The following is a 22,113-nucleotide window of genomic DNA, read 5'->3' as shown; positions in this document are numbered from 1 at the left end:
GCGGGCGGCCGACACAAGCGGGCCCTACCCCTAAATGCGGCGCACTGCGTCAACCCAATAGGGGGCGCGGGGCTGTATCGATATGCGGCTCCGCCGCGTGGGCGCGACAAGCCCCCATCGGCGCGCACACGGCACACAACCCATGCCCGCACCCCCGTACCCCGCACGGCGACCCCCCACTCGGCCCCACTGAACCGGCGCCCAACCTGCGGAGCTCATACGCTCGGCTCATGTCAGAGGTCTACGCCGCCCGCCGAGAGCGGCTGAGGGAGCGCTGCCATGCGAGCGGCAGCGCGACGGCGCTCGTGACGCGCCCGGCCAATGTGCGGTACCTCGCGGGCACCGCACCCCACGACGCCGTTCTGCTGCTCGGCCGGGGCGAGGACGTACTCGTCTGCGGTGCCCAGCCGAGTGGCGAGGCCGCCCAGGGCCGCCCCGACGAGGCGGTACGCGTACAGGTGCTGCCGGGCCCCGGCGGTGACCCGGCGGTCGCCGCCGCCGACCTCGTCACGGCTCACGGAGCCGAAACCCTCGCCGTCGAGGAACACCACCTCACCGTGGCCCGGCACCGCGCGATCCGCTCGATCGCGCCCCGACTGCGCCTGGCCGACCTCGGCGGCGCGGTCGAGCAACTGCGCGTGGTCAAGGACGAGGAGGAGATCTCCTGTCTGCGGATCGGCGCCGAGATCGCCGACCAGGCCCTGGGCGAGCTGCTCGAATCGATCCTCGTCGGCCGCACCGAACGCCACCTCGCCCTGGAACTGGAGCGCCGCCTCGTCGACCACGGCGCCGACGGCCCGGCCTTCCCCACCTCCGTCGCCACCGGCCCGAACTCCGGCCGTCCCGGTCACCTCCCCACCGACCGGCGGGTCGAGGAGGGCGACTTCCTCTCCGTGTGCCTGGGCGCGACCTACCGCGGCTACCGCTGCGAGATCGGCCGTACCTTCGTCATCGGGACCTCGCCCGCCGACTGGCAGATCGAGCTGTACGACCTCGTCTTCGCAGCCCAGCGCACCGGACGGGAGGCCCTGGCACCCGGCGTCGTGTACCGCGCCGTCTACCGCGCGGCCCGCCAGGTGCTGGACTCCGCGGGGTACGGTGAGGGCCTTCCGCCGCTGATGGGGCACGGTGTCGGACTCGAAATCGACGAGGACCCGCAGTTGGCCCCCGCGGCCATGGGTAAACTGGACGCTTGCGTGCCGGTCACCGTCGAACCGGGGGTCCACCTCCCGGGCCGGGGCGGCGTCCGGATCGATGACACGCTCGTCGTACGCCCCGAGGCGGACGGCGGACCCGAGCTACTCACCATCACGACCAAGGAGCTGCTCGCGCTCTAGCCTTCGAGCTGTGCGCGTGCGCCGGGGTCGTCCACGTCAGTCCAGGAGATTCCGCAACCGTGGCTTCCACGAACGACCTCAAGAACGGCATGGTGCTCAAGCTCGATGGCGGCCAGCTGTGGTCCGTCGTCGAGTTCCAGCACGTCAAGCCCGGCAAGGGCCCGGCCTTCGTGCGCACCAAGCTCAAGAACGTGCTCTCCGGGAAGGTCGTCGACAAGACCTTCAACGCCGGTGTCAAGGTCGAGACGGCCACTGTCGACAAGCGCGACATGCAGTTCTCCTACATGGACGGCGAGTACTTCGTCTTCATGGACATGGAGACCTACGACCAGCTCATGGTCGACCGCAAGGCCGTCGGCGACGCCGCCAACTTCCTGATCGAGGGCTTCACCGCCACCGTCGCGCAGCACGAGGGCGAGGTGCTCTTCGTCGAGCTGCCGGCCGCCGTCGAGCTCGTCGTCCAGGAGACCGAGCCGGGCGTCCAGGGCGACCGCTCCACCGGTGGCACCAAGCCCGCCACCCTGGAGACCGGCCACCAGATCCAGGTCCCGCTCTTCATCACCACCGGCGAGAAGATCAAGGTCGACACCCGCACGAGCGACTACCTCGGCCGGGTGAACAGCTAACCGTGGCTGCCCGTAACACGGCCCGCAAGCGCGCCTTCCAGATCCTCTTCGAGGGCGACCAGCGCGGGGTCGACGTCCTGACCGTGCTCGCGGACTGGATCCGGCACTCCCGGAGCGACACGCGACAGCCACCGGTCAGCGAGTACACGATGCAGCTGGTCGAGGGCTACGCGGTGCACGCGGTGCGGATCGACGAGTTGATCGCGCAGTACTCGGTGGGCTGGACCCTGGACCGGATGCCGGTGGTCGACCGGAACATCCTGCGGCTCGGTGCGTACGAGCTGATCTGGGTGGATGAGACGCCCGATGCGGTTGTGCTGGACGAGATGGTGCAGCTGGCGAAGGAGTTCTCCACGGATGACTCGCCGTCGTTCGTGAATGGGCTTCTGGGGCGGCTCAAGGACTTGAAGCCTTCGCTGCGTCGGGAAGCGCAGTAGGGGCGCCCGACACGGCCCCGCGCCCCTTAAGGCGAACCCGCGCCCCTTAAGGCGAAAACGTCGGTGGGCCCGCAGCTGCAACGCTGCGGGCCCACCGACGTTCCGTACAAAAACCGCCGGGGTGTCCGAACCGTCAGGTTCCGGCCACCCCGGCGGCACGTTTCTGCTGGGCCCCGTCCGAGGCGTCAGGCCTCCTCGTGGCTGACCGCGCGGCGGGCGTCCGCGTCGAGGACACCCCAGCTGATCAGCTGCTCGGTGAGAACCGAAGGGGACTGGTCGTAGATGACGGCGAGTGTGCGCAGGTCGTCCTGGCGAATCGAGAGCACCTTGCCGTTGTAGTCACCACGCTGGGACTGGATCGTCGCCGCGTAACGCTGCAACGGACCCGCCTTCTCGGCCGGCACATGGGCCAGGCGCTCAAGGTCGAGCACGAGCTTCGGCGGCGGCTCGGCGGCGCCACCAGGGGTCGTACCGGGAAGCAGCTCCTGCACCGGAACCCCGTAGAAGTCCGCCAGCTCCGCGAGGCGCTGCACGGTGACGGCGCGGTCGCCGCGCTCGTACGAACCGACCACGACCGCCTTCCAGCGTCCCTGGGACTTCTCCTCGACACCGTGGAGGGAAAGGCCCTGCTGGGTGCGGATGGCCCGGAGCTTGGCCCCGAGCTGTTTGGCGTATTCGCTGGACATATAGCTCCCCGGACGAAGGCTGGTGACTCACTGTGAGGTTACGCAGCGTGACTCTGCCCCGTCAAGCCGAATGGTCCGGACCGACTCTTCCGTGGTAACCGTTGTCGGTTGCGCCGGACGGGTGATCAGGGGTGTTGCGGGGGCCTGCTAACGTTGATGGCGCAAATCCGACGTCCTTTAAGGTCCGTCCCGTGAGGCGGAGAAGGAGGTCCGTTTCGTATGGACACGCAGGAAAATCCGCAACCGGATCAGCCGTCGTCCGATGCGAGGCCCGTTCTCGAAGGCCCCGACATCGCGCGCGTACTGACCCGCATCGCCCACGAGATCGTCGAACGCGCCAAGGGCGCCGACGACGTGGTGCTCCTCGGCATTCCGACCCGAGGCGTCTTCCTCGCCCAGCGGCTCGCCGCCAAGCTGGCGGAGATCACCGACCGCAAGATCCCGGTCGGCTCGCTCGACATCACCATGTACCGCGACGACCTGCGCATGCACCCGCCGCGTGCGCTGGCCCGCACGGAGATCCCCGGTGACGGCATCGACGGCCGCCTCGTCGTCCTCGTCGACGACGTGCTCTTCTCCGGCCGTACGATCCGCGCCGCGCTCGACGCGCTGAACGACATCGGCCGCCCGCGCGCCGTACAGCTCGCGGTCCTCGTCGACCGCGGCCACCGCGAACTGCCCATCCGCGCCGACTACGTCGGCAAGAACCTCCCCACGTCGCTGCGGGAGACGGTCAAGGTCCAGCTCGCCGAGGAGGACGGTCGGGACACCGTGCTGCTCGGTGCGAAGCGGACCGCCCGGGGCGCGAAGCACTAGCGATCGCCCGGCGTACGGCGCTGCCGTGTGCCCCAGGATCGCCCCAGCGCGCCCGCCTGCCCGGCTGAGCCCGCCGGTCGGGTCCTCGCCTCCCACTCTGAATCGCCTTACGGAGCCTGAAAGATGCAGCGCCATCTCATCTCGGCCGCCGACCTCACCCGTGACGACGCCGTCCTGATCCTCGACACCGCAGAGGAGATGGCCCGGGTCGCCGACCGGCCGATCAAGAAACTGCCTACCCTGCGCGGCCGTACCGTCGTCAACCTCTTCTTCGAGGACTCCACCCGCACCCGGATCTCCTTCGAGGCCGCCGAGAAGCGCCTGTCCGCGGACGTCATCAACTTCTCCGCCAAAGGCTCGTCGGTGTCGAAGGGCGAGTCCCTCAAGGACACCGCCCAGACCCTCGAAGCCATGGGTGTCGACGCCGTCGTCATCCGGCACGGCGCCTCCGGAGCCCCGTACCGGCTGGCGACCTCCGGCTGGATCGACGCCGCCGTGATCAACGCCGGTGACGGCACCCACCAGCACCCCACCCAGGCCCTGCTCGACGCCTTCACCATGCGCCGCCGCCTTGTCGGCCGGGACGCCGGGCTCGGCCAGGACCTGTCCGGCAGGCGCATCACGATCGTCGGCGACGTCCTGCACAGCCGCGTCGCCCGCTCCAACGTCGACCTGCTGCACACCCTCGGCGCCGAGGTCACCCTCGTCGCCCCGCCCACCCTGGTCCCCGTCGGCGTCGAGACCTGGCCCTGCGAGGTCTCGTACGACCTCGACAGCACGCTCGCCAAGTCCGACGCGGTGATGATGCTGCGGGTACAGCGCGAGCGGATGAACGCCGCGTTCTTCCCGACCGAGCGCGAGTACTCGCGGCGCTACGGCCTCGACGGCGACCGCATGGCGCGGATGCCCGAGCACGCCATCGTGATGCACCCCGGTCCGATGGTCCGCGGTATGGAGATCACCGCCGAGGTCGCCGACTCCGACCGCTGCACCGTCGTCGAGCAGGTCGCGAACGGCGTCTCCATCCGTATGGCCGTGCTGTACCTGCTCCTGGGCGGCAACGAACCCGCCGTCGCCCACCCGTCGCCCACCACCACCCTTGCATCGAGGCGCTTCGCGCCCACCTCTGAATTCCGCGCCACCGAGGAGAAGTAAGACGATGAGCAAGACCCTGATCCGTGGTGCGAAGGTGCTCGGCGGCGAGCCGCAGGACGTGCTGATCGACGGTGCGGTGATCGAGGCGGTGGGCAGCGGGCTCTCCGACGAGGGCGCCGAGGTGGTCGAGGCCGGCGGCAAGGTGCTCCTGCCCGGCCTCGTCGACCTGCACACCCATCTGCGCGAGCCCGGCCGTGAGGACTCCGAGACCGTACTCACGGGTACGCGCGCGGCGGCCTCCGGTGGCTACACGGCCGTCTTCGCCATGGCCAACACCTTCCCCGTCGCCGACACCGCCGGTGTGGTCGAGCAGGTCTACCGGCTCGGCCAGGAGCACGGCTACTGCGACGTCCAGCCCATCGGCGCCGTCACCGTCGGCCTGGAGGGCAAGAAGCTCGCCGAGCTGGGCGCGATGCACGAGTCGGCCGCCGGGGTCACCGTCTTCTCCGACGACGGCAAGTGCGTCGACGACGCCGTGATCATGCGCCGGGCCCTGGAGTACGTGAAGGCCTTCGGCGGTGTCGTCGCCCAGCATGCGCAGGAGCCGCGGCTGACCGAGGGCGCCCAGATGAACGAGGGCGTCGTCTCCGCCGAGCTGGGCCTCGGCGGCTGGCCCGCGGTGGCCGAGGAGTCGATCATCGCCCGGGACGTCCTGCTCGCCGAGCACGTGGGGTCCCGCGTGCACATCTGCCACCTCTCGACCGCGGGCTCGGTGGAGATCGTCCGCTGGGCCAAGTCGCGCGGCATCGACGTCACCGCCGAGGTCACGCCGCACCACCTGCTCCTCACCGACGAGCTCGTGCGGACGTACAACCCGGTCTACAAGGTCAACCCGCCGCTGCGCACCGAGCGCGATGTGCTGGCCCTGCGCGAGGCGCTCGCCGACGGCACGATCGACATCGTCGCCACCGACCACGCCCCGCACCCGCACGAGGACAAGGACTGCGAGTGGGCCGCGGCCGCCATGGGCATGGTGGGACTGGAGACCGCGTTGTCCGTGGTCCAGGAGACGATGGTCGACACCGGGCTGCTCGACTGGGCGGGTGTCGCGGACCGGATGTCCTTCAAGCCGGCCAGGATCGGGCAGGCGAAGGGCCACGGCCGCCCCGTCTCGGCAGGTGAGCCCGCCAACCTCACGCTCGTCGACACGGCATACCGTGGGTCGGTGGATCCCGCGGGCTTCGCCTCGCGCAGCCGCAACACCCCCTACGAGGGCCGCGAGCTGCCGGGCCGTGTCACGCACACGTGGCTGCGGGGCAGGGCCACGCTCGTCGACGGGAAGCTCACGTGACACCTGTAATGCTGCTGGCCGCCGAGAAGGAATCGGCCGAGGTCACCGACTGGGCCGCGCGTATCGGCTGGCTCGTCGGACTCGCGCTCTTCGTGGCGCTCGTCTACTGGCTGATGCGCGAGGGCTGGAAATGGCGCGGCACGCTCCAGAGCGACCTGCCCGCCCTCCCCGACGCGCCGGATGAGCCCGGTCCCGTGAGACTGAGCATGAGCGGCCGCTACCACGGCTCCACCACCGCCGGGCAGTGGCTCGACCGCATCGTGGCGCATGGCCTGGGCACTCGCAGCCGGGTCGAGCTCACGCTGACGGACGCGGGCCTGGACGTCGTACGCCCGGGAGCGACGGACTTCTTCGTCCCGGCCCCGGCCCTGCGCGAGGCCCGGCTCGACAAGGGCATCGCCGGCAAGGTCCTCACCGAGGGCGGGCTGCTGGTCGTCACCTGGGAGCACGGCGACAGGCTGCTCGACTCAGGCTTCCGCTCCGACCGCGCGGCCGAGCACAACGAGTGGGTCGAGGCACTGAACAACATGATCAACAAGACGGAAACGGAAGGCGCACGATGACGACCTCCACCCGGGGAGCCACCAAGGCTCCCGCCGTACTCGTCCTGGAGGACGGCCGGGTCTTCCGCGGCCGCGCCTACGGGGCCGTGGGGGTGACCTTCGGCGAGGCCGTGTTCTCCACCGGGATGACCGGCTACCAGGAGACCCTCACCGACCCGTCGTACCACCGCCAGGTCGTCGTGATGACCGCCCCGCACGTCGGCAACACCGGCGTCAACGACGAGGACCCCGAGTCGAAGCGGATCTGGGTCGCGGGCTATGTCGTACGCGACCCCGCGCGCGTGCCCTCCAACTGGCGCTCCCGGCGCTCGCTGGACGAGGAACTGGCCGAGCAGGGCGTCGTCGGCATCAGCGGCATCGACACCCGGGCGCTCACCCGCCACCTGCGCGAGCGCGGCGCCATGCGCGTCGGCATCTTCTCCGGTAACGCGCTGCCCGACGAGGGCACCATGCTCACCGAGGTGCGCCAGGCCCCGGAGATGAAGGGCGCCGACCTCTCCGCCGAGGTCGCCACCCAGGAGCCATACGTCGTCCCCGCGATCGGCGAGAAGAAGTTCACCGTCGCTGCCGTCGACCTCGGCATCAAGGGCATGACCCCGCACCGCATGGCCGAGCGCGGCATCGAGGTGCACGTGCTGCCCGCCACGGCGACGGTCGAGGACGTGTACGCGGTCCGGCCCGACGGAGTCTTCTTCTCCAACGGTCCCGGTGACCCGGCCACCGCCGACCACCCGGTCTCCGTCATGCAGGCGGTCCTGGAGCGCGGCACCCCGCTCTTCGGTATCTGCTTCGGCAACCAGATCCTCGGGCGCGCGCTCGGCTTCGGCACGTACAAGCTGAAGTACGGCCACCGCGGCATCAACCAGCCGGTGCAGGACCGTACGACCGGCAAGGTCGAGGTCACCGCGCACAACCACGGCTTCGCCGTCGACGCCCCGCTCGACAAGGTCTCGGAGACCCCCTACGGCCGCGTCGAGGTCTCCCACGTCTGCCTCAACGACAACGTGGTGGAGGGGCTCCGGCTCCTCGACCGGCCGGCCTTCAGCGTCCAGTACCACCCCGAAGCGGCAGCGGGCCCGCACGACGCCGCCTACCTGTTCGACCGCTTCACGTCTTTGATGAACACAGTCCTGATGGAGGGCCAGCGTGCCTAAGCGCACCGATATCCAGTCCGTCCTGGTCATCGGCTCCGGCCCGATCGTCATCGGCCAGGCCGCCGAGTTCGACTACTCCGGCACCCAGGCGTGCCGTGTCCTGCGCGCCGAGGGCCTGCGGGTCATCCTGGTCAACTCCAACCCGGCGACGATCATGACCGACCCGGAGATCGCCGACGCCACGTACGTCGAGCCGATCACCCCCGAGTTCGTCGAGAAGATCATCGCCAAGGAGCGGCCGGACGCCCTGCTGCCGACCCTCGGCGGGCAGACGGCGCTCAACACGGCCATCTCGCTGCACGAGGCGGGAACCCTGGAGAAGTACGGCGTCGAGCTGATCGGCGCCAACGTCGAGGCCATCAACAAGGGCGAGGACCGCGACCTCTTCAAGGAGGTCGTCGAGGCCGTCCGTGCGAAGATCGGGCACGGCGAGTCCGCCCGCTCGGTCATCTGCCACTCCATGGACGACGTCCTCCAGGGCGTCGAGACCCTCGGCGGTTACCCGGTCGTCGTCCGCCCGTCCTTCACCATGGGCGGCGCCGGCTCCGGCTTCGCGCACGACGAGGAGGAACTGCGCCGCATCGCCGGCCAGGGACTCACGCTCTCCCCTACCACCGAGGTGCTCCTGGAGGAGTCCATCCTCGGCTGGAAGGAGTACGAGCTGGAGTTGATGCGCGACAAGCACGACAACGTCGTGGTCGTCTGCTCCATCGAGAACTTCGACCCCATGGGTGTGCACACGGGTGACTCGATCACGGTCGCGCCCGCGATGACGCTCACGGACCGCGAGTACCAGATCCTCCGTGACATCGGCATCGCCGTCATCCGCGAGGTCGGCGTGGACACCGGCGGCTGCAACATCCAGTTCGCTGTGAACCCCGTTGACGGCCGTGTCATCGTCATCGAGATGAACCCGCGTGTATCGCGGTCGTCCGCGCTCGCCTCCAAGGCGACCGGCTTCCCGATCGCCAAGATCGCCGCCAAGCTGGCCGTCGGCTACACGCTGGACGAGATCCCGAACGACATCACCGAGCAGACCCCGGCCTCCTTCGAGCCGACGCTCGACTATGTGGTCGTCAAGGCCCCGCGTTTCGCCTTCGAGAAGTTCCCGTCCGCCGACTCCTCGCTCACCACGACCATGAAGTCGGTGGGCGAGGCCATGGCGATCGGCCGCAACTTCACCGAGGCCCTCCAGAAGGCGCTGCGGTCGCTGGAGAAGAAGGGCAGCCAGTTCACGTTCGTCGGCGAGCCCGGTGAAAAGGGTCACCTTCTGGCGGAGGCGGTGCGGCCCACCGACGGCCGCATCAACACCGTCATGCAGGCCATCCGCGCGGGCGCTACGCCCGAGGAGGTCTTCGAGGCCACGAAGATCGACCCGTGGTTCGTCGACCAGCTCTTCCTCATCAAGGAGATCGCGGACGAGCTGGCCGCCGCCGACAAGCTGGATCCCGACCTGCTCGCCGAGGCCAAGCGGCACGGCTTCTCCGACCAGCAGATCGGTGAGATCCGCGGTCTGCGCGAGGACGTCGTGCGCGAGGTCCGACACGCGCTGGGCGTGCGCCCGGTGTACAAGACGGTCGACACCTGCGCCGCCGAGTTCGCCGCGAAGACGCCGTACTTCTACTCGTCCTACGACGAGGAGACGGAGGTCGCGCCGCGCGAGAAGCCGGCCGTGATCATCCTCGGCTCCGGCCCTAACCGCATCGGCCAGGGCATCGAGTTCGACTACTCGTGCGTCCACGCCTCCTTCGCGCTCAGCGACGCGGGCTACGAGACCGTGATGGTCAACTGCAACCCGGAGACCGTCTCCACGGACTACGACACCTCCGACCGCCTGTACTTCGAGCCGCTGACGCTGGAAGACGTGCTGGAGATCGTCCACGCCGAGTCGCTGGCCGGCCCGATCGCAGGCGTCGTCGTCCAGCTCGGCGGCCAGACCCCGCTGGGCCTGTCGCAGGCGCTCAAGGACAACGGCGTACCGGTCGTCGGCACCTCCCCGGAGGCCATCCACGCCGCCGAGGACCGCGGCGCCTTCGGCCGGGTGCTCGCCGAGGCCGGTCTCCCGGCGCCCAAGCACGGTACGGCGACCACCTTCGCCGGCGCCAAGGCCATCGCCGACGAGATCGGCTACCCGGTACTCGTCCGCCCGTCGTACGTCCTCGGCGGACGCGGCATGGAGATCGTCTACGACGAGGCCCGGCTGGAGGCGTACATCGCCGAATCGACCGAGATCAGCCCCTCCCGGCCCGTCCTCGTCGACCGCTTCCTCGACGACGCGATCGAGATCGACGTCGACGCGCTCTACGACGGCGAGGAGCTGTACCTCGGCGGCGTCATGGAGCACATCGAGGAGGCCGGCATCCACTCCGGCGACTCGGCGTGCGCCCTGCCCCCGATCACCCTCGGCGGCTTCGACATCAAGCGCCTGCGGGCCTCGACGGAGGCCATCGCCAAGGGCGTGGGCGTGCGCGGCCTGATCAACATCCAGTTCGCGATGGCCGGTGACATCCTCTACGTCCTCGAAGCCAACCCGCGTGCCTCGCGCACCGTCCCCTTCACCTCGAAGGCGACCGCGGTGCCGCTGGCCAAGGCCGCCGCCCGGATCTCGCTCGGCGCGACCATCGCCGAACTGCGCGCGGAGGGCCTGCTTCCGGCGAACGGCGACGGCGGCGAACTGCCGCTCGACGCGCCGATCTCCGTCAAGGAAGCCGTCATGCCGTGGTCGCGCTTCCGCGACATCCACGGGCGCGGCGTCGACACGGTCCTTGGCCCGGAGATGCGCTCCACCGGCGAGGTCATGGGCATCGACTCGGTCTTCGGCACGGCGTACGCCAAGTCGCAGGCCGGCGCGTACGGGCCGCTGCCCACCAAGGGCCGCGCGTTCATCTCGGTCGCCAACCGCGACAAGCGCTCGATGATCTTCCCGGCGCGTGAGCTCGTCGCCCACGGCTTCGAACTGCTCGCCACATCCGGCACGGCCGAGGTGCTCAAGCGCAACGGCATCAACGCCACCGTCGTCCGCAAGCAGTCGGAGGGCACCGGCCCGAACGGCGAGAAGACCATCGTCCAGCTCATCCACGACGGCGAGGTCGACCTGATCGTCAACACCCCGTACGGCACTGGCGGCCGCCTCGACGGTTACGACATCCGTACGGCCGCCGTGGCGCGGTCCGTGCCGTGCCTGACGACGGTTCAGGCGCTCGCCGCCGCCGTCCAGGGCATCGACGCGCTCAACCACGGTGACGTGGGCGTCCGTTCGCTCCAGGAACACGCGGAACACCTGACCGCGGCCCGCGACTAGCAGCCCTGAGGGGGACACCGGAAACGGTGTCCCCCTCTTCGTGAGGCTCATGAGGCTTCAAGAGGACACTGACTATGTACAAGCTTTTCTTCCGTCTGGTTTTCAAACGGATGGACCCTGAAGAGGCCCACTACCTGGCCTTCCGCTGGATCCGACTCGCTGCCCGCATTCCCGTACTGCGCACCTTCGTCGCGGCCGCGCTGGCGCCCCGCTACGAGGAACTGCGCACCGAGGCCTTCGGGCTGCGCATGCACGGCCCGTTCGGGCTGGCCGCCGGCTTCGACAAGAACGCCGTCGCGATCGACGGGATGTCGATGCTCGGCTTCGACCACGTCGAGATCGGCACGGTGACGGGCGAGGCACAGCCCGGCAATCCCAAGAAGCGGCTGTTCCGTCTGGTCGCCGACCGGGCGCTGATCAACCGCATGGGCTTCAACAACGAGGGCTCGCTGGCCGTCGCCGCGCGTCTGGCCTCGCGGACGCCCGTCTTCAAGACGGTGGTGGGCGTCAACATCGGCAAGACCAAGGTCGTCCCGGAGGATGAAGCCGCCGGGGACTACGTGAAGTCGACCGAGCGTCTCGCCCCGTACGCCGACTACCTGGTCGTGAACGTCTCCTCGCCCAACACGCCCGGTCTGCGCAACCTCCAGGCCACCGAGGCGCTGCGTCCGCTGCTGACCGCCGTGCGCGAGGCCGCCGACCGCACGGTGCGCACGCGCCGCGTCCCGCTGCTGGTCAAGATCGCGCCGGACCTCGCCGACGAGGACATCGACGCCGTCGCCGACCTCGCCGTGGAACTGGGCCTGGACGGGATCATCGCCACGAACACCACCATCGCGCGCGAGGGCCTCGGTCTGACATCCGAACCGTTCCTCGTGAAGGAGACGGGTGGTCTCTCCGGCGCCCCCGTCAAGGCCCGCTCCCTCGCGGTCCTGCGCCGCCTCTACGCGCGCGTGGGCGACCGGATCACCCTGGTGGGCGTCGGCGGCATCGAGAACGCCGACGACGCCTGGCAGCGCATCCTCGCCGGTGCCACCCTGGTCCAGGGCTACAGCGCCTTCGTCTACGAGGGTCCCTTCTGGGCGTGCGCCATCCACAAGGGCCTCGCCGCACGCCTTCGGACCAGCCCGTACGCCACTCTCGCCGACGCGGTCGGCGCCGACGTAAGGAAGAAGACGGCATGACTGAGCCCTTCGGTGCGCGACTGCGCCATGCCATGGACGAGCGTGGCCCGCTGTGCGTCGGTATCGACCCGCACTCCTCCCTGCTCGCCGGCTGGGGCCTGAACGACGATGTCGCCGGCCTGGAGCGCTTCAGCCGAACGGTCGTCGAGGCGCTGGCGGACCGGGTCGCCGTCTTCAAGCCGCAGAGCGCGTTCTTCGAGCGGTTCGGGTCGCGCGGCATCGCCGTCCTGGAGAAGTCGGTCCAGGAGGCGCGGGCGGCCGGCGCGCTGGTCGTCATGGACGCCAAGCGCGGCGACATCGGCTCCACCATGGCGGCGTACGCCGAGACCTTCCTGCGCAAGGACGCGCCCCTGTTCTCGGACGCGCTGACCGTCTCGCCCTACCTGGGTTACGGCTCCCTGAAGCCCGCGGTGGACCTCGCGCGCGAGAGCGGGGCCGGGCTGTTCGTGCTGGCGCTGACCTCCAACCCGGAGGGCGGTGAGGTACAGCACGCGGTCCGTGACGACGGGCGGACCGTCGGGGCGACGATGCTGGCGCACCTGGCGGCCGAGAACGCGGGGGAGGAGCCCATGGGTTCCTTCGGTGCCGTCGTCGGTGCCACGCTGGGCGACCTGTCGTCGTACGACCTGGACATCAACGGACCTCTCCTCGCGCCCGGAATCGGCGCCCAGGGAGCCACACCGTCCGACCTTCCGGGGGTCTTCGGGGCAGCCGTGCGCAATGTGGTCCCGAACGTCAGCCGGGGTGTTCTTCGTCACGGTCCCGACGTCGTTGCGCTGCGTGACGCGTCGGATCGTTTCGCGGACGAGATCCGGGCCGCGGTGGCCACCGCCTGAGACCTCCGATGAGTGCCTCTCGGACGACTTGAGTCTGAATACATTCTCAAATCCGGGGCATTATGCCGGTTATGTCCGGCTCCAGGGAGGCTGACCAGGACTTTTCCGCTGTTCTCGCTGACTCCGGCGGAGTTGGCCGCTAGTCTCCGAGCAGTGGGGCACCCCCCCACACCCTCAAGGTAGTGGGGGAGAACGGGCAAGCGTGTTGCTCGTAGCTCCCCAGGTGTGGGGCGACTAGGTTCCTCACCGGTCCGTATCCGACAGTTCGACATCCGAGGTGACGTAGGCGTGGCTCTTCCGCCCCTTACCCCTGAACAGCGCGCAGCCGCGCTCGAAAAGGCCGCCGCGGCTCGCCGGGAGCGGGCCGAGGTCAAGAATCGACTCAAGCACTCCGGCGCCTCCCTGCACGAGGTCATCAAGCAGGGCCAGGAGAACGACGTCATCGGCAAGATGAAGGTCTCCGCCCTGCTCGAGTCCCTGCCGGGCGTGGGCAAGGTCCGCGCCAAGCAGATCATGGAGCGACTCGGCATCTCCGAGAGCCGCCGTGTACGCGGCCTCGGTTCCAACCAGATCGCTTCCCTGGAGCGTGAGTTCGGCAGCACCGGTTCCTGATCCCGGGTACTGACGGGAAGGAGTCCCGGGCACTCCGGGATTGCTGGAATAATCGCTGCATGGCTGCAACATTCCGGGGGACGTCCCCCGAGCCCCCGGACGTACGTCCGCGGCTGACCGTGCTCTCCGGCCCCTCCGGGGTCGGCAAGAGCACGGTCGTCGCCCATATGCGCAAGGCACACCCCGAGGTCTGGCTCTCGGTGTCGGCGACGACCCGCAAGCCGCGCCCCGGTGAGCAGCACGGAGTCCACTACTTCTTCGTCACCGACGACGAGATGGACAAGCTGATCGCCAACGGCGAGCTGCTGGAGTGGGCCGAGTTCGCCGGCAACCGCTACGGCACTCCGCGGGCCGCCGTGATCGAGCGCCTGGAGCGGGGCGAGCCGGTTTTGCTGGAGATCGACCTCCAGGGCGCACGGCAGGTCCGCGAGACCATGCCCGACGCCCAGCTGGTGTTCCTGGCGCCTCCCTCCTGGGAGGAGCTGGTGCGCAGACTCATCGGGCGGGGCACCGAGGCGCCCGAGGTGATCGAACGCCGCCTGGACGCGGCGAAGGTCGAGCTGGCGGCTGAGCCGGAGTTCGACGTGACCTTGGTCAACACCTCCGTCGAGGATGTGGCGCGCGAGCTGCTAGCCTTGATGGATGTTGTGTGATCGCGGGTTCTCCGGGATCTCCGGGATCTCCAGGAACTCCGGGACCCTGACGGGTTCAGTGATCACGACCGATCTTTTCCCATCCATCGGAAGGTAGAGCGTGTCCTCTTCCATCTCCGCGCCCGAGGGCATCATCAACCCGCCGATCGACGAGCTCCTCGAGGCCACCGACTCGAAGTACAGCCTCGTGATCTACGCGGCCAAGCGTGCCCGCCAGATCAACGCGTACTACTCGCAGCTCGGCGAGGGCCTCCTCGAGTACGTCGGTCCCCTCGTCGACACGCACGTCCACGAGAAGCCGCTCTCGATCGCCCTGCGTGAGATCAACGCGGGTCTGCTGACGTCCGAGGCCGTCGAGGGCCCCGCGTAAGTCGTATTTGTAGACCGCAGTAGGTTTTTCCACAGGCCCGGCAGTGCGACTGTCGGGCCTGTGGTGTGGGATGGACGCGTACGCCGATGAGCCGCGATGTGCGGACATCAGGGCGGACATCAGGTTCGGGTTCGAGTGCGGGGAGGCCCGGTGGGCAAGCCGAAGGTCGTTCTGGGGGTCAGCGGTGGGATCGCCGCTTACAAGGCGTGCGAGCTGCTGCGCCGGCTGACCGAGTCCGGACATGACGTGCGGGTCGTACCGACCGAGTCCGCGCTGCATTTCGTCGGCGCCGCCACCTGGTCCGCGCTCTCGGGCCACCCGGTCTCGACCGAGGTGTGGGACGGCGTCCACGAGGTGCCGCACGTCCGCATCGGTCAGGAGGCCGACCTGGTCGTCGTGGCCCCGGCGACCGCCGACATGCTGGCCAAGGCGGCCCACGGCCTGGCCGACGACCTCCTCACGAACACCCTGCTCACCGCCCGCTGCCCGGTCGTCTTCGCCCCCGCCATGCACACCGAGATGTGGGAGCACCCGGCCACCCAGGAGAACGTGGCGACGCTGCGCCGCCGTGGCGCCCTCGTCATCGACCCCGCCGTGGGCCGGCTGACCGGCGTCGACACCGGCAAGGGGCGCCTGCCCGACCCCGTGGAGATCTTCGAGATCTGTCGCCGGGTGCTGGCCAGGGGCGTCACGCAACCGGACCTCGTCGGCCGTCACGTCGTCGTGAGCGCCGGCGGCACCCGCGAGCCCCTCGACCCGGTCCGCTTCCTCGGCAACCGCTCCTCGGGCAAGCAGGGATACGCCCTGGCGCGTACGGCCGCCGCGCGGGGCGCCCGGGTCACGCTGATCGAGGCGAACACCGGGCTGCCGGACCCGGCCGGTGTGGACATCGTCCGAGTCGGCACGGCGGTGCAGTTGCGCGAGGCGGTGCTCAAGGCCGCCCCGGACGCCGACGTCGTGGTGATGGCGGCCGCGGTGGCCGACTTCCGCCCGGAGAACTACGCCACCGGAAAGATCAAGAAGAGGGACGGCCAAGAACCCGAGCCGATCGTCCTGGTGCGAAATCCGGACATCCTCGCGGAGATATCGACCGACCGTTCCCACCCCGGCCAGGTGATCGTCGGCTTCGCCGCCGAGACCGACGACGTCCTCGCCAACGGCCGCGCCAAACTGCGACGCAAGGGCTGCGATCTTCTCGTGGTGAACGAGGTGGGGGAGCGCAAAACCTTCGGCTCCGAGGAGAACGAGGCCGTGGTGCTGGGAGCCGACGGGAGCGAGACCCTCGTACCGTACGGACCCAAGGAGGCGCTGGCCGAAACGGTGTGGGACCTGGTCGCGAGCCGACTCGGCTGACTGATCCAATCGCGCCACCGTTCCCTGGAACCGCGCACATTGAGGCGTGGCGACCCTGGCGAACACGGACGGCCATTGGGCAGAATGCACGTGCCGCAGGTCACAGTGCTCCCGAGAGGCGAGACAGGTGGGCCGGTGGCCGAGCCCGACCGATAAACTGTTCTCGGACGACGCCGGGCGCAGCCCCCGGTCCCGTCCGCCAATGATCAGCCAGCAGCCGCTGCAACCACAGGGAGCGTTGTGTCCCGTCGCCTGTTCACCTCGGAGTCCGTGACCGAGGGTCACCCCGACAAGATCGCTGATCAGATCAGCGATGCCATTCTCGATGCGCTGCTGCGCGAGGACCCCACGTCCCGTGTCGCGGTGGAGACGCTCATCACGACCGGCCTGGTGCATGTGGCCGGCGAGGTCACGACCAAGGCGTACGCGCCGATCGCCCAGCTGGTCCGGGACACGATCCTGGCGATCGGCTACGACTCCTCGAAGAAGGGCTTCGACGGCGCTTCCTGCGGTGTGTCGGTGTCGATCGGCGCGCAGTCCCCGGACATCGCGCAGGGCGTCGACACGGCGTACGAGACCCGGGTCGAGGGCGACGAGGACGAGCTGGACCGGCAGGGCGCCGGTGACCAGGGTCTGATGTTCGGTTACGCGACGGACGAGACGCCGACGCTGATGCCGCTGCCGATCTTCCTGGCGCACCGTCTGTCGAGCCGTCTGTCCGAGGTCCGCAAGAACGGCACCATCCCCTACCTGCGCCCCGACGGCAAGACCCAGGTCACCATCGAGTACGACGGTGACAAGGCGGTCCGCCTGGACACGGTGGTGGTCTCCTCGCAGCACGCCAGCGACATCGACCTGGAGTCCCTCCTCGCCCCGGACATCCGCGAGTTCGTGGTGGAGCCGGAGCTGAAGGCGCTGCTGGACGACGGCATCAAGCTGGACACCGAGGGCTACCGGCTGCTGGTCAACCCGACCGGGCGCTTCGAGATCGGCGGCCCGATGGGCGACGCCGGTCTGACCGGCCGCAAGATCATCATCGACACCTACGGCGGCATGGCCCGCCACGGCGGCGGCGCCTTCTCCGGCAAGGACCCGTCCAAGGTGGACCGTTCCGCCGCGTACGCGATGCGGTGGGTGGCGAAGAACGTGGTCGCGGCGGGTCTGGCCTCCCGCTGCGAGGTCCAGGTCGCCTACGCCATCGGCAAGGCCGAGCCCGTCGGCCTGTTCGTCGAGACCTTCGGTACCGCCAAGGTCGACGCCGAGCGCATCGAGAAGGCGATCGAAGAGGTCTTCGACCTCCGCCCGGCCGCGATCATCCGCGACCTCGACCTCCTCCGCCCCATCTACGGCCAGACCGCCGCGTACGGCCACTTCGGCCGCGAACTCCCCGACTTCACCTGGGAGCGCACGGACCGCGTGGACGCCCTGCGCGAGGCTGCGGGGCTGTAGAGCCAGCGGTTTCCGGTTCTTTTCACGAGGCCCGGTGTCCCTTTCGGGACGCCGGGCCTCGGCGCGTTTGGCGCGGGTCCGCATGCGCCGGTGGGGAACTCGGGCGGCGTCGGTTGTCAGTGGGGTTTGGTAAGAATGCAGGCGTGAGCAGCGAGGATGGGAAGAGGGGCGGCGGCGCGGAGGGCGCGGTGCCGGAGCAGCTCGCGCTCATTCGGGATGCCGTACGGAAGAACAAGGCGCCGAAGGCGAAGCCGCGGACCTGGCGGGGGGCCGCGCTGGCGAAGGAGTTGCCGGTCGCGCGGGTCGTGGTCGACAAGGGGGTGCTGCATCTTGACCGGTACTTCGACTATGCCGTGCCGGAGGAGTTGGATGCCGTCGCTCAGCCGGGGGTTCGGGTGCGGGTGCGGTTCGGGGCCGGGGGGCGGAATGTCAGGGAAGGGCGGCGGGAAGGGGGCTCGCTGATCGACGGGTTTCTCGTCGAGCGGGTCGCCGAGTCCGACTATGCGGGGCCGTTGGCCGCGCTCGCGCAGGTCGTGTCGCCGGAGCCGGTGCTGGGGCCTGAGCTGCTGGGGCTGGCGCGGGCGGTGGCGGATCGGTATGCCGGGAGTCTCGCGGATGTGCTGCAGTTGGCCGTTCCACCTCGGCATGGCAAGGCTGAGGCCGTGGAGATGGGTGGGCCGCCGGCTCCTCCGGTTCCGCCCGACCCCGGGTCCTGGCGGCGGTACGGGCGGGGGGAGGAGTTTCTGCGGGCGCTGGCCGACGGGGGGTCCCCTCGGGCCGTGTGGACCGCGTTGCCCGGGCCGGACTGGGCCGAGGAGATCGGGCGGGCCGTGCAGGCGACACTCGCGTCGGGGCGTGGGGCGCTGGTCGTCGTACCGGCCGGGCGGCCCGCCGCGCGGGTGGACGATGCGCTCAGGAGATTGCTGGGGGAGGGGCAGCACGCGCTGCTGACCGCCGAGGCGGGGCAGGAGCGGCGGTATCGGGAGTGGCTGGCCGTGCGGCGAGGGGCCGTGCGGGCTGTCGTCGGGACGCGGGCGGCCATGTTCGCGCCTGTGCGGAATCTCGGGCTCGTTGTCGTCTGGGACGACGGCGATGCCAGCCACAGCGATGACAACGCTCCCTTTCCGCATGTGCGGGAGGTGCTGGAGCTGCGGGCCTCACGGGACAAGTGCGGGTTTCTGCTGGGGAGTTGGAGCTGTACGGTCGAGGCCGCTCAGCTCGTCGAGAGCGGGTGGGCCGCGCCGCTCGTCGCCGGGCGGGAGCAGGTGCGGGCCGCCGCGCCGGTGGTGCGGACCGTGGGGGACGGGGAGCTGGCGCGCGACGAGGCGGCTCGGGCCGCGCGGTTGCCGAGCCTTGCCTGGCAGGTCGCCAGGGACGGGTTGCGCAGCGGGCCCGTACTCGTACAGGTGCCTCGCCGGGGGTACGTCCCGCGCATGGCCTGTGCGCGGTGCCGGGAGCCCGCGCGATGTCGGCACTGTGCGGGGCCGTTGGAGGCGCAGGAGAGCGCCGGTGCCCTGACCTGCGGATGGTGCGGGCGTGCGGAGGCGGGCTGGCACTGCCCCGAGTGCGGGGGCCACCGGCTGCGGGCGCAGGTCGTGGGGGCGCGACGGACCGCCGAGGAGCTGGGGCGGGCCTTTCCCGCAGTGCCCGTGCGGACCTCCGGGCGGGAGCAGGTGTTGGACACCGTGCCGGGGACGCCGGCGCTCGTGGTGAGCACGCCGGGAGCCGAACCGGTCGCCGAGGGCGGGTACGCGGCTGCCCTGCTGCTCGACGGGTGGGCCATGCTCGGGCGGCCCGATCTGCGGGCCGGGGAGGAAGCGCTGCGGCGTTGGATCGGTGCCGCCGCGCTGGTACGAGACCAGGGAGCCGGCGGCACGGTCGTCGTGGTCGCCGAGCCCACGCTGCGACCCGTGCAGGCGCTTGTGCGGTGGGACCCGGTGGGACACGCGGTGCGGGAGCTCGCCGAGCGGGCCGAGCTGGGGTTTCCACCCGTGTCACGCATGGCTGCCGTGTCCGGGACGGCTCAAGCCGTGGTCGATTTTCTGGGTGCGGTCGAACTGCCCTCGGAAGCCGAGGTGTTGGGGCCTGTACCGGTGCCCGTCATGGAGGCGGGGAGGGCACGGCGGGTGGGGGCACCGCCGCCGGGCGAGGTGTGGGAGCGGGCGCTGATCCGGGTGCCGCCCGGGAGGGGCGCGGCGCTGGCCGCCGCGTTGAAGAGTGCGCAGGCGGCGCGGATGGCACGCGGGGGGAGTGAGGGGGTGCGGATTCGGGTTGATCCCCTCGACATTGGGTGAGGGGCACTGGGCGAGTGGGCCGCGGGATATGAGACTGCCTCCCGGTCGGGGACCGGGAGGCAGTCAGGGAGGGATCAGCCGTTGCGCGGGCCGGGGAAGGCCGTGGGCCTTGCCTCGTCGCGGAGGGTGGGGCTACCGGCTGTCGGCTGGGTCGGCATTTGCGTGGGCATCGGGGCCGGCACGCTGCGGGCCGCTGGCACCGTGGGCAGGCCCGAGCCGACATTGACCGTGCGGGTGCCCTGGGGTTCTCCCGTGCGCTCGGCCTCCGCGGCGGCCTGGGCGGCGGCGCGGCGGGCGCCGTAACGGCGGTGTACCGCTTGTTTGGTCACCCCGAGGGCCGAGCCCACCGCGTCCCACGAGAAGCCGAGTGAGCGGTCGAAGTCCACGGCGGCCGTGACCAGGGTCTCGACACTGTCCCTCAACTCCTGGGCGAGGCGGACGGTCGGGGCGGGGGCGCGTCCGTAGACGACGAAGCCCGTGGAGGGGCCGGAGCGGCGCGGGCGGTAGACGTTGCCCAACTGGGCGGTGAGGGTGCGCAGTGCGTCCACCTGCCGGCGGACCCGCTCGATGTCCCGCACCAGCAAGTGCAGGCTGGCCCGAGCCTGGGCGTCGTGGGTTGCGTGGTCGGCCATGAACAAGCCTCTCGAACCGGCGTTGAAAAAGGATGTGCCGCTGATTGCGGCCGGTATTGGTCAACTCTTTCTTGACCAACGCGGATTCGCTCCGCTGGTAACGGGGTGGGGGCGTGGGGGCATATGTGCGGGGCGCGTGGGGGAAGGTGCGCGCCCGCTGCCGCTGGGCTTTTGCAGGGTCTCCCACCCACGCACCGCCCGTTACTCCCAGGTGGAGAAGTACGGGTCTGCCGTGAGGGCCTGTCGCCATTGGCGGCTGCGGGCTGCGGGCTGCGGGGTCATAGACTGGTGTGCTGTCCCGCGTCGTGTGCGTGGGGGTGTGCGAACTTCCGTGCGAGAGGCCGATAGTCACCCATGAAGCTTGTCTTCGCTGGTACCCCAGAGGTCGCCGTTCCCGCTCTGGACGCTCTGCTCGCGTCGGGGCGGCATGAGGTGGCCGCTGTCGTCACGCGCCCGGACGCGCCGGCGGGGCGGGGGCGGCGGCTCGTCGCGAGTCCTGTGGCGCAGCGGGCGGAGGAGGCGGGCATCGAGGTGCTGAAGCCCAACAGGCCGCGGGACGAGGAGTTTCTGGCGCGGTTGAGGGAGATCGGGCCCGACTGCTGTCCGGTGGTGGCCTACGGGGCGTTGTTGCCGCGGGTCGCGCTCGATGTGCCCGTCCATGGGTGGGTCAATCTGCACTTCTCGTTGCTGCCGGCCTGGCGGGGTGCCGCGCCCGTGCAGCACTCGATCATGGCGGGGGACGAGATCACGGGGGCGTCGACGTTCCTGATCGAGGAGGGGCTCGACTCCGGGCCGGTGTACGGGACCGTCACCGAGGAGATTCGGCCGACCGACACGAGCGGGGATCTGTTGACCCGGCTGGCCTTCGCCGGGGCCGGCCTGCTCGCCGCCACCATGGACGGGATCGAGGACGGGACGCTGAAGGCGGTGCCGCAGCCCACCGAGGGGATCACCCTGGCGCCGAAGATCACGGTCGAGGACGCGCAGATCGACTGGGCGACGCCCGCCCTGCGGGTCGACCGGGTCGTGCGGGGATGCACGCCCGCACCGGGCGCGTGGACGACGTTCCGGGGGGAGCGGCTGAAGCTCATCCAGGTCGTGCCGGTACCCGAGCGGACCGACCTCGCACCGGGCGCCCTGGACGTCGGCAAGAACAACGTGTACGTCGGGACCGGCTCGTACGCCGTGGAGCTGCACTGGGTGCAGGCGCAGGGAAAGAAGCCGATGCGTGCCGCCGACTGGGCTCGTGGGGTGCGGATCACGTCCGGCGAGTCCGTCGGAAGCTAGCCGGCCACAGGGGCTGGGGTCCGCTTCTCGGATCAGGTCCGGGCGCGGTCCCGGGCGGCCCGAACCGGCGGCGTACG

At 70.2% G+C, this 22,113-nt stretch carries 20 protein-coding genes; 18 read left to right on the top strand and 2 right to left on the bottom strand.

What is annotated here, in order from left to right; genetic code table 11:
- The first annotated feature begins 230 nt into the window (after window positions 1-230).
- From CES90_RS14435 to nusB, 3 genes are read left to right on the top strand one after another with little or no spacing between them, the layout of a single operon-like run.
- Window positions 231-1,337, top strand: coding sequence for an aminopeptidase P family protein (locus tag CES90_RS14435; protein ID WP_189785182.1), 1,107 nt, complete (start codon window positions 231-233; stop codon window positions 1,335-1,337).
- Between the two features lie 59 nt (window positions 1,338-1,396).
- A complete protein-coding gene (efp, locus tag CES90_RS14430; protein WP_018549008.1) occupies window positions 1,397-1,963 on the top strand; it encodes an elongation factor P in 567 nt (188 codons plus the stop codon).
- Window positions 1,964-1,965: 2 nt separating this feature from the next.
- Window positions 1,966-2,400, top strand: coding sequence for a transcription antitermination factor NusB (gene nusB / locus CES90_RS14425; RefSeq protein WP_189785181.1), 435 nt, complete (start codon window positions 1,966-1,968; stop codon window positions 2,398-2,400).
- 185 nt (window positions 2,401-2,585) lie between these two features.
- Here nusB and bldD read toward each other — a convergent pair whose 3' ends face one another.
- Complete coding sequence (gene bldD, locus CES90_RS14420) at window positions 2,586-3,086, bottom strand: transcriptional regulator BldD (protein WP_015661809.1); 501 nt, start codon at window positions 3,084-3,086, stop codon at window positions 2,586-2,588.
- A gap of 219 nt (window positions 3,087-3,305) precedes the next feature.
- On the opposite strand from bldD, the gene pyrR reads away from it, so the two are divergent.
- The 14 genes from pyrR (at window position 3,306) to CES90_RS14350 (ending at window position 20,117) form a co-directional block, all read left to right on the top strand.
- Window positions 3,306-3,902, top strand: a complete 597-nt coding sequence (gene pyrR, locus CES90_RS14415) for a bifunctional pyr operon transcriptional regulator/uracil phosphoribosyltransferase PyrR (protein ID WP_189785180.1) — start codon at window positions 3,306-3,308, stop codon at window positions 3,900-3,902.
- Window positions 3,903-4,025: 123 nt separating this feature from the next.
- A complete protein-coding gene (locus CES90_RS14410) occupies window positions 4,026-5,057 on the top strand; it encodes an aspartate carbamoyltransferase catalytic subunit (RefSeq protein ID WP_229914063.1) in 1,032 nt (343 codons plus the stop codon).
- Between the two features lie 4 nt (window positions 5,058-5,061).
- Window positions 5,062-6,348, top strand: a complete 1,287-nt coding sequence (locus CES90_RS14405; protein WP_189785179.1) for a dihydroorotase — start codon at window positions 5,062-5,064, stop codon at window positions 6,346-6,348.
- Entirely contained in the window at window positions 6,345-6,911 is a 567-nt protein-coding gene (locus CES90_RS14400) for a PH-like domain-containing protein (RefSeq protein WP_189785178.1), read from the top strand. The genes CES90_RS14405 and CES90_RS14400 overlap by 4 nt, the downstream gene beginning before the upstream one ends.
- A complete protein-coding gene (carA, locus tag CES90_RS14395) occupies window positions 6,908-8,065 on the top strand; it encodes a glutamine-hydrolyzing carbamoyl-phosphate synthase small subunit (RefSeq protein WP_189785177.1) in 1,158 nt (385 codons plus the stop codon). The genes CES90_RS14400 and carA overlap by 4 nt, the downstream gene beginning before the upstream one ends.
- Window positions 8,058-11,366 carry a carbamoyl-phosphate synthase large subunit gene (gene carB, locus CES90_RS14390; protein ID WP_189785176.1) on the top strand — a complete coding sequence of 1,103 codons (3,309 nt, stop codon included), beginning with the start codon at window positions 8,058-8,060 and terminating at the stop codon, window positions 11,364-11,366. Before carA ends, carB begins: the two co-directional genes overlap by 8 nt.
- 74 nt (window positions 11,367-11,440) lie before the next feature.
- Window positions 11,441-12,550 carry a quinone-dependent dihydroorotate dehydrogenase gene (locus tag CES90_RS14385; RefSeq protein ID WP_189785175.1) on the top strand — a complete coding sequence of 370 codons (1,110 nt, stop codon included), beginning with the start codon at window positions 11,441-11,443 and terminating at the stop codon, window positions 12,548-12,550.
- Window positions 12,547-13,386: an orotidine-5'-phosphate decarboxylase gene (pyrF, locus tag CES90_RS14380; RefSeq protein WP_189785174.1), complete on the top strand. Its 840-nt coding sequence runs from the start codon at window positions 12,547-12,549 to the stop codon at window positions 13,384-13,386. Before CES90_RS14385 ends, pyrF begins: the two co-directional genes overlap by 4 nt.
- Before the next feature lie 288 nt (window positions 13,387-13,674).
- Window positions 13,675-13,998, top strand: a complete 324-nt coding sequence (locus tag CES90_RS14375) for an integration host factor (protein ID WP_003977346.1) — start codon at window positions 13,675-13,677, stop codon at window positions 13,996-13,998.
- Between the two features lie 59 nt (window positions 13,999-14,057).
- The gene (gmk, locus tag CES90_RS14370; protein ID WP_189785173.1) at window positions 14,058-14,651 is read left to right on the top strand and encodes a guanylate kinase; all 594 of its coding nucleotides are present in this window, start codon (window positions 14,058-14,060) and stop codon (window positions 14,649-14,651) included.
- Between the two features lie 100 nt (window positions 14,652-14,751).
- Window positions 14,752-15,021, top strand: coding sequence for a DNA-directed RNA polymerase subunit omega (gene rpoZ, locus CES90_RS14365; RefSeq protein WP_005485492.1), 270 nt, complete (start codon window positions 14,752-14,754; stop codon window positions 15,019-15,021).
- 150 nt (window positions 15,022-15,171) lie between these two features.
- A complete protein-coding gene (gene coaBC / locus CES90_RS14360; protein WP_189785172.1) occupies window positions 15,172-16,374 on the top strand; it encodes a bifunctional phosphopantothenoylcysteine decarboxylase/phosphopantothenate--cysteine ligase CoaBC in 1,203 nt (400 codons plus the stop codon).
- A 240-nt stretch (window positions 16,375-16,614) separates the two neighbouring features.
- On the top strand, window positions 16,615-17,823 hold the full coding sequence (metK, locus tag CES90_RS14355) for a methionine adenosyltransferase (protein ID WP_189785171.1): 1,209 nt from the start codon (window positions 16,615-16,617) through the stop codon (window positions 17,821-17,823).
- A gap of 143 nt (window positions 17,824-17,966) precedes the next feature.
- Entirely contained in the window at window positions 17,967-20,117 is a 2,151-nt protein-coding gene (locus CES90_RS14350; protein WP_189785170.1) for a primosomal protein N', read from the top strand.
- Between the two features lie 74 nt (window positions 20,118-20,191).
- Here the strand turns inward: CES90_RS14350 and CES90_RS14345 are convergent, their stop codons facing one another.
- Window positions 20,192-20,749, bottom strand: coding sequence for a hypothetical protein (locus tag CES90_RS14345; RefSeq protein WP_189785169.1), 558 nt, complete (start codon window positions 20,747-20,749; stop codon window positions 20,192-20,194).
- Between the two features lie 354 nt (window positions 20,750-21,103).
- Here CES90_RS14345 and fmt point away from each other — a divergent pair, with 354 nt between their 5' ends.
- A complete protein-coding gene (gene fmt, locus CES90_RS14340; protein ID WP_189785168.1) occupies window positions 21,104-22,036 on the top strand; it encodes a methionyl-tRNA formyltransferase in 933 nt (310 codons plus the stop codon).
- Window positions 22,037-22,113: the final 77 nt, after the last annotated feature.

The organism is Streptomyces capitiformicae, from assembly GCF_002214185.1.
GTDB classification, from domain to species: domain Bacteria; phylum Actinomycetota; class Actinomycetes; order Streptomycetales; family Streptomycetaceae; genus Streptomyces; species Streptomyces capitiformicae.
Note: the sequence above shows the minus strand (reverse complement) of the source record. Positions and strands in the feature narration are given on the sequence as shown.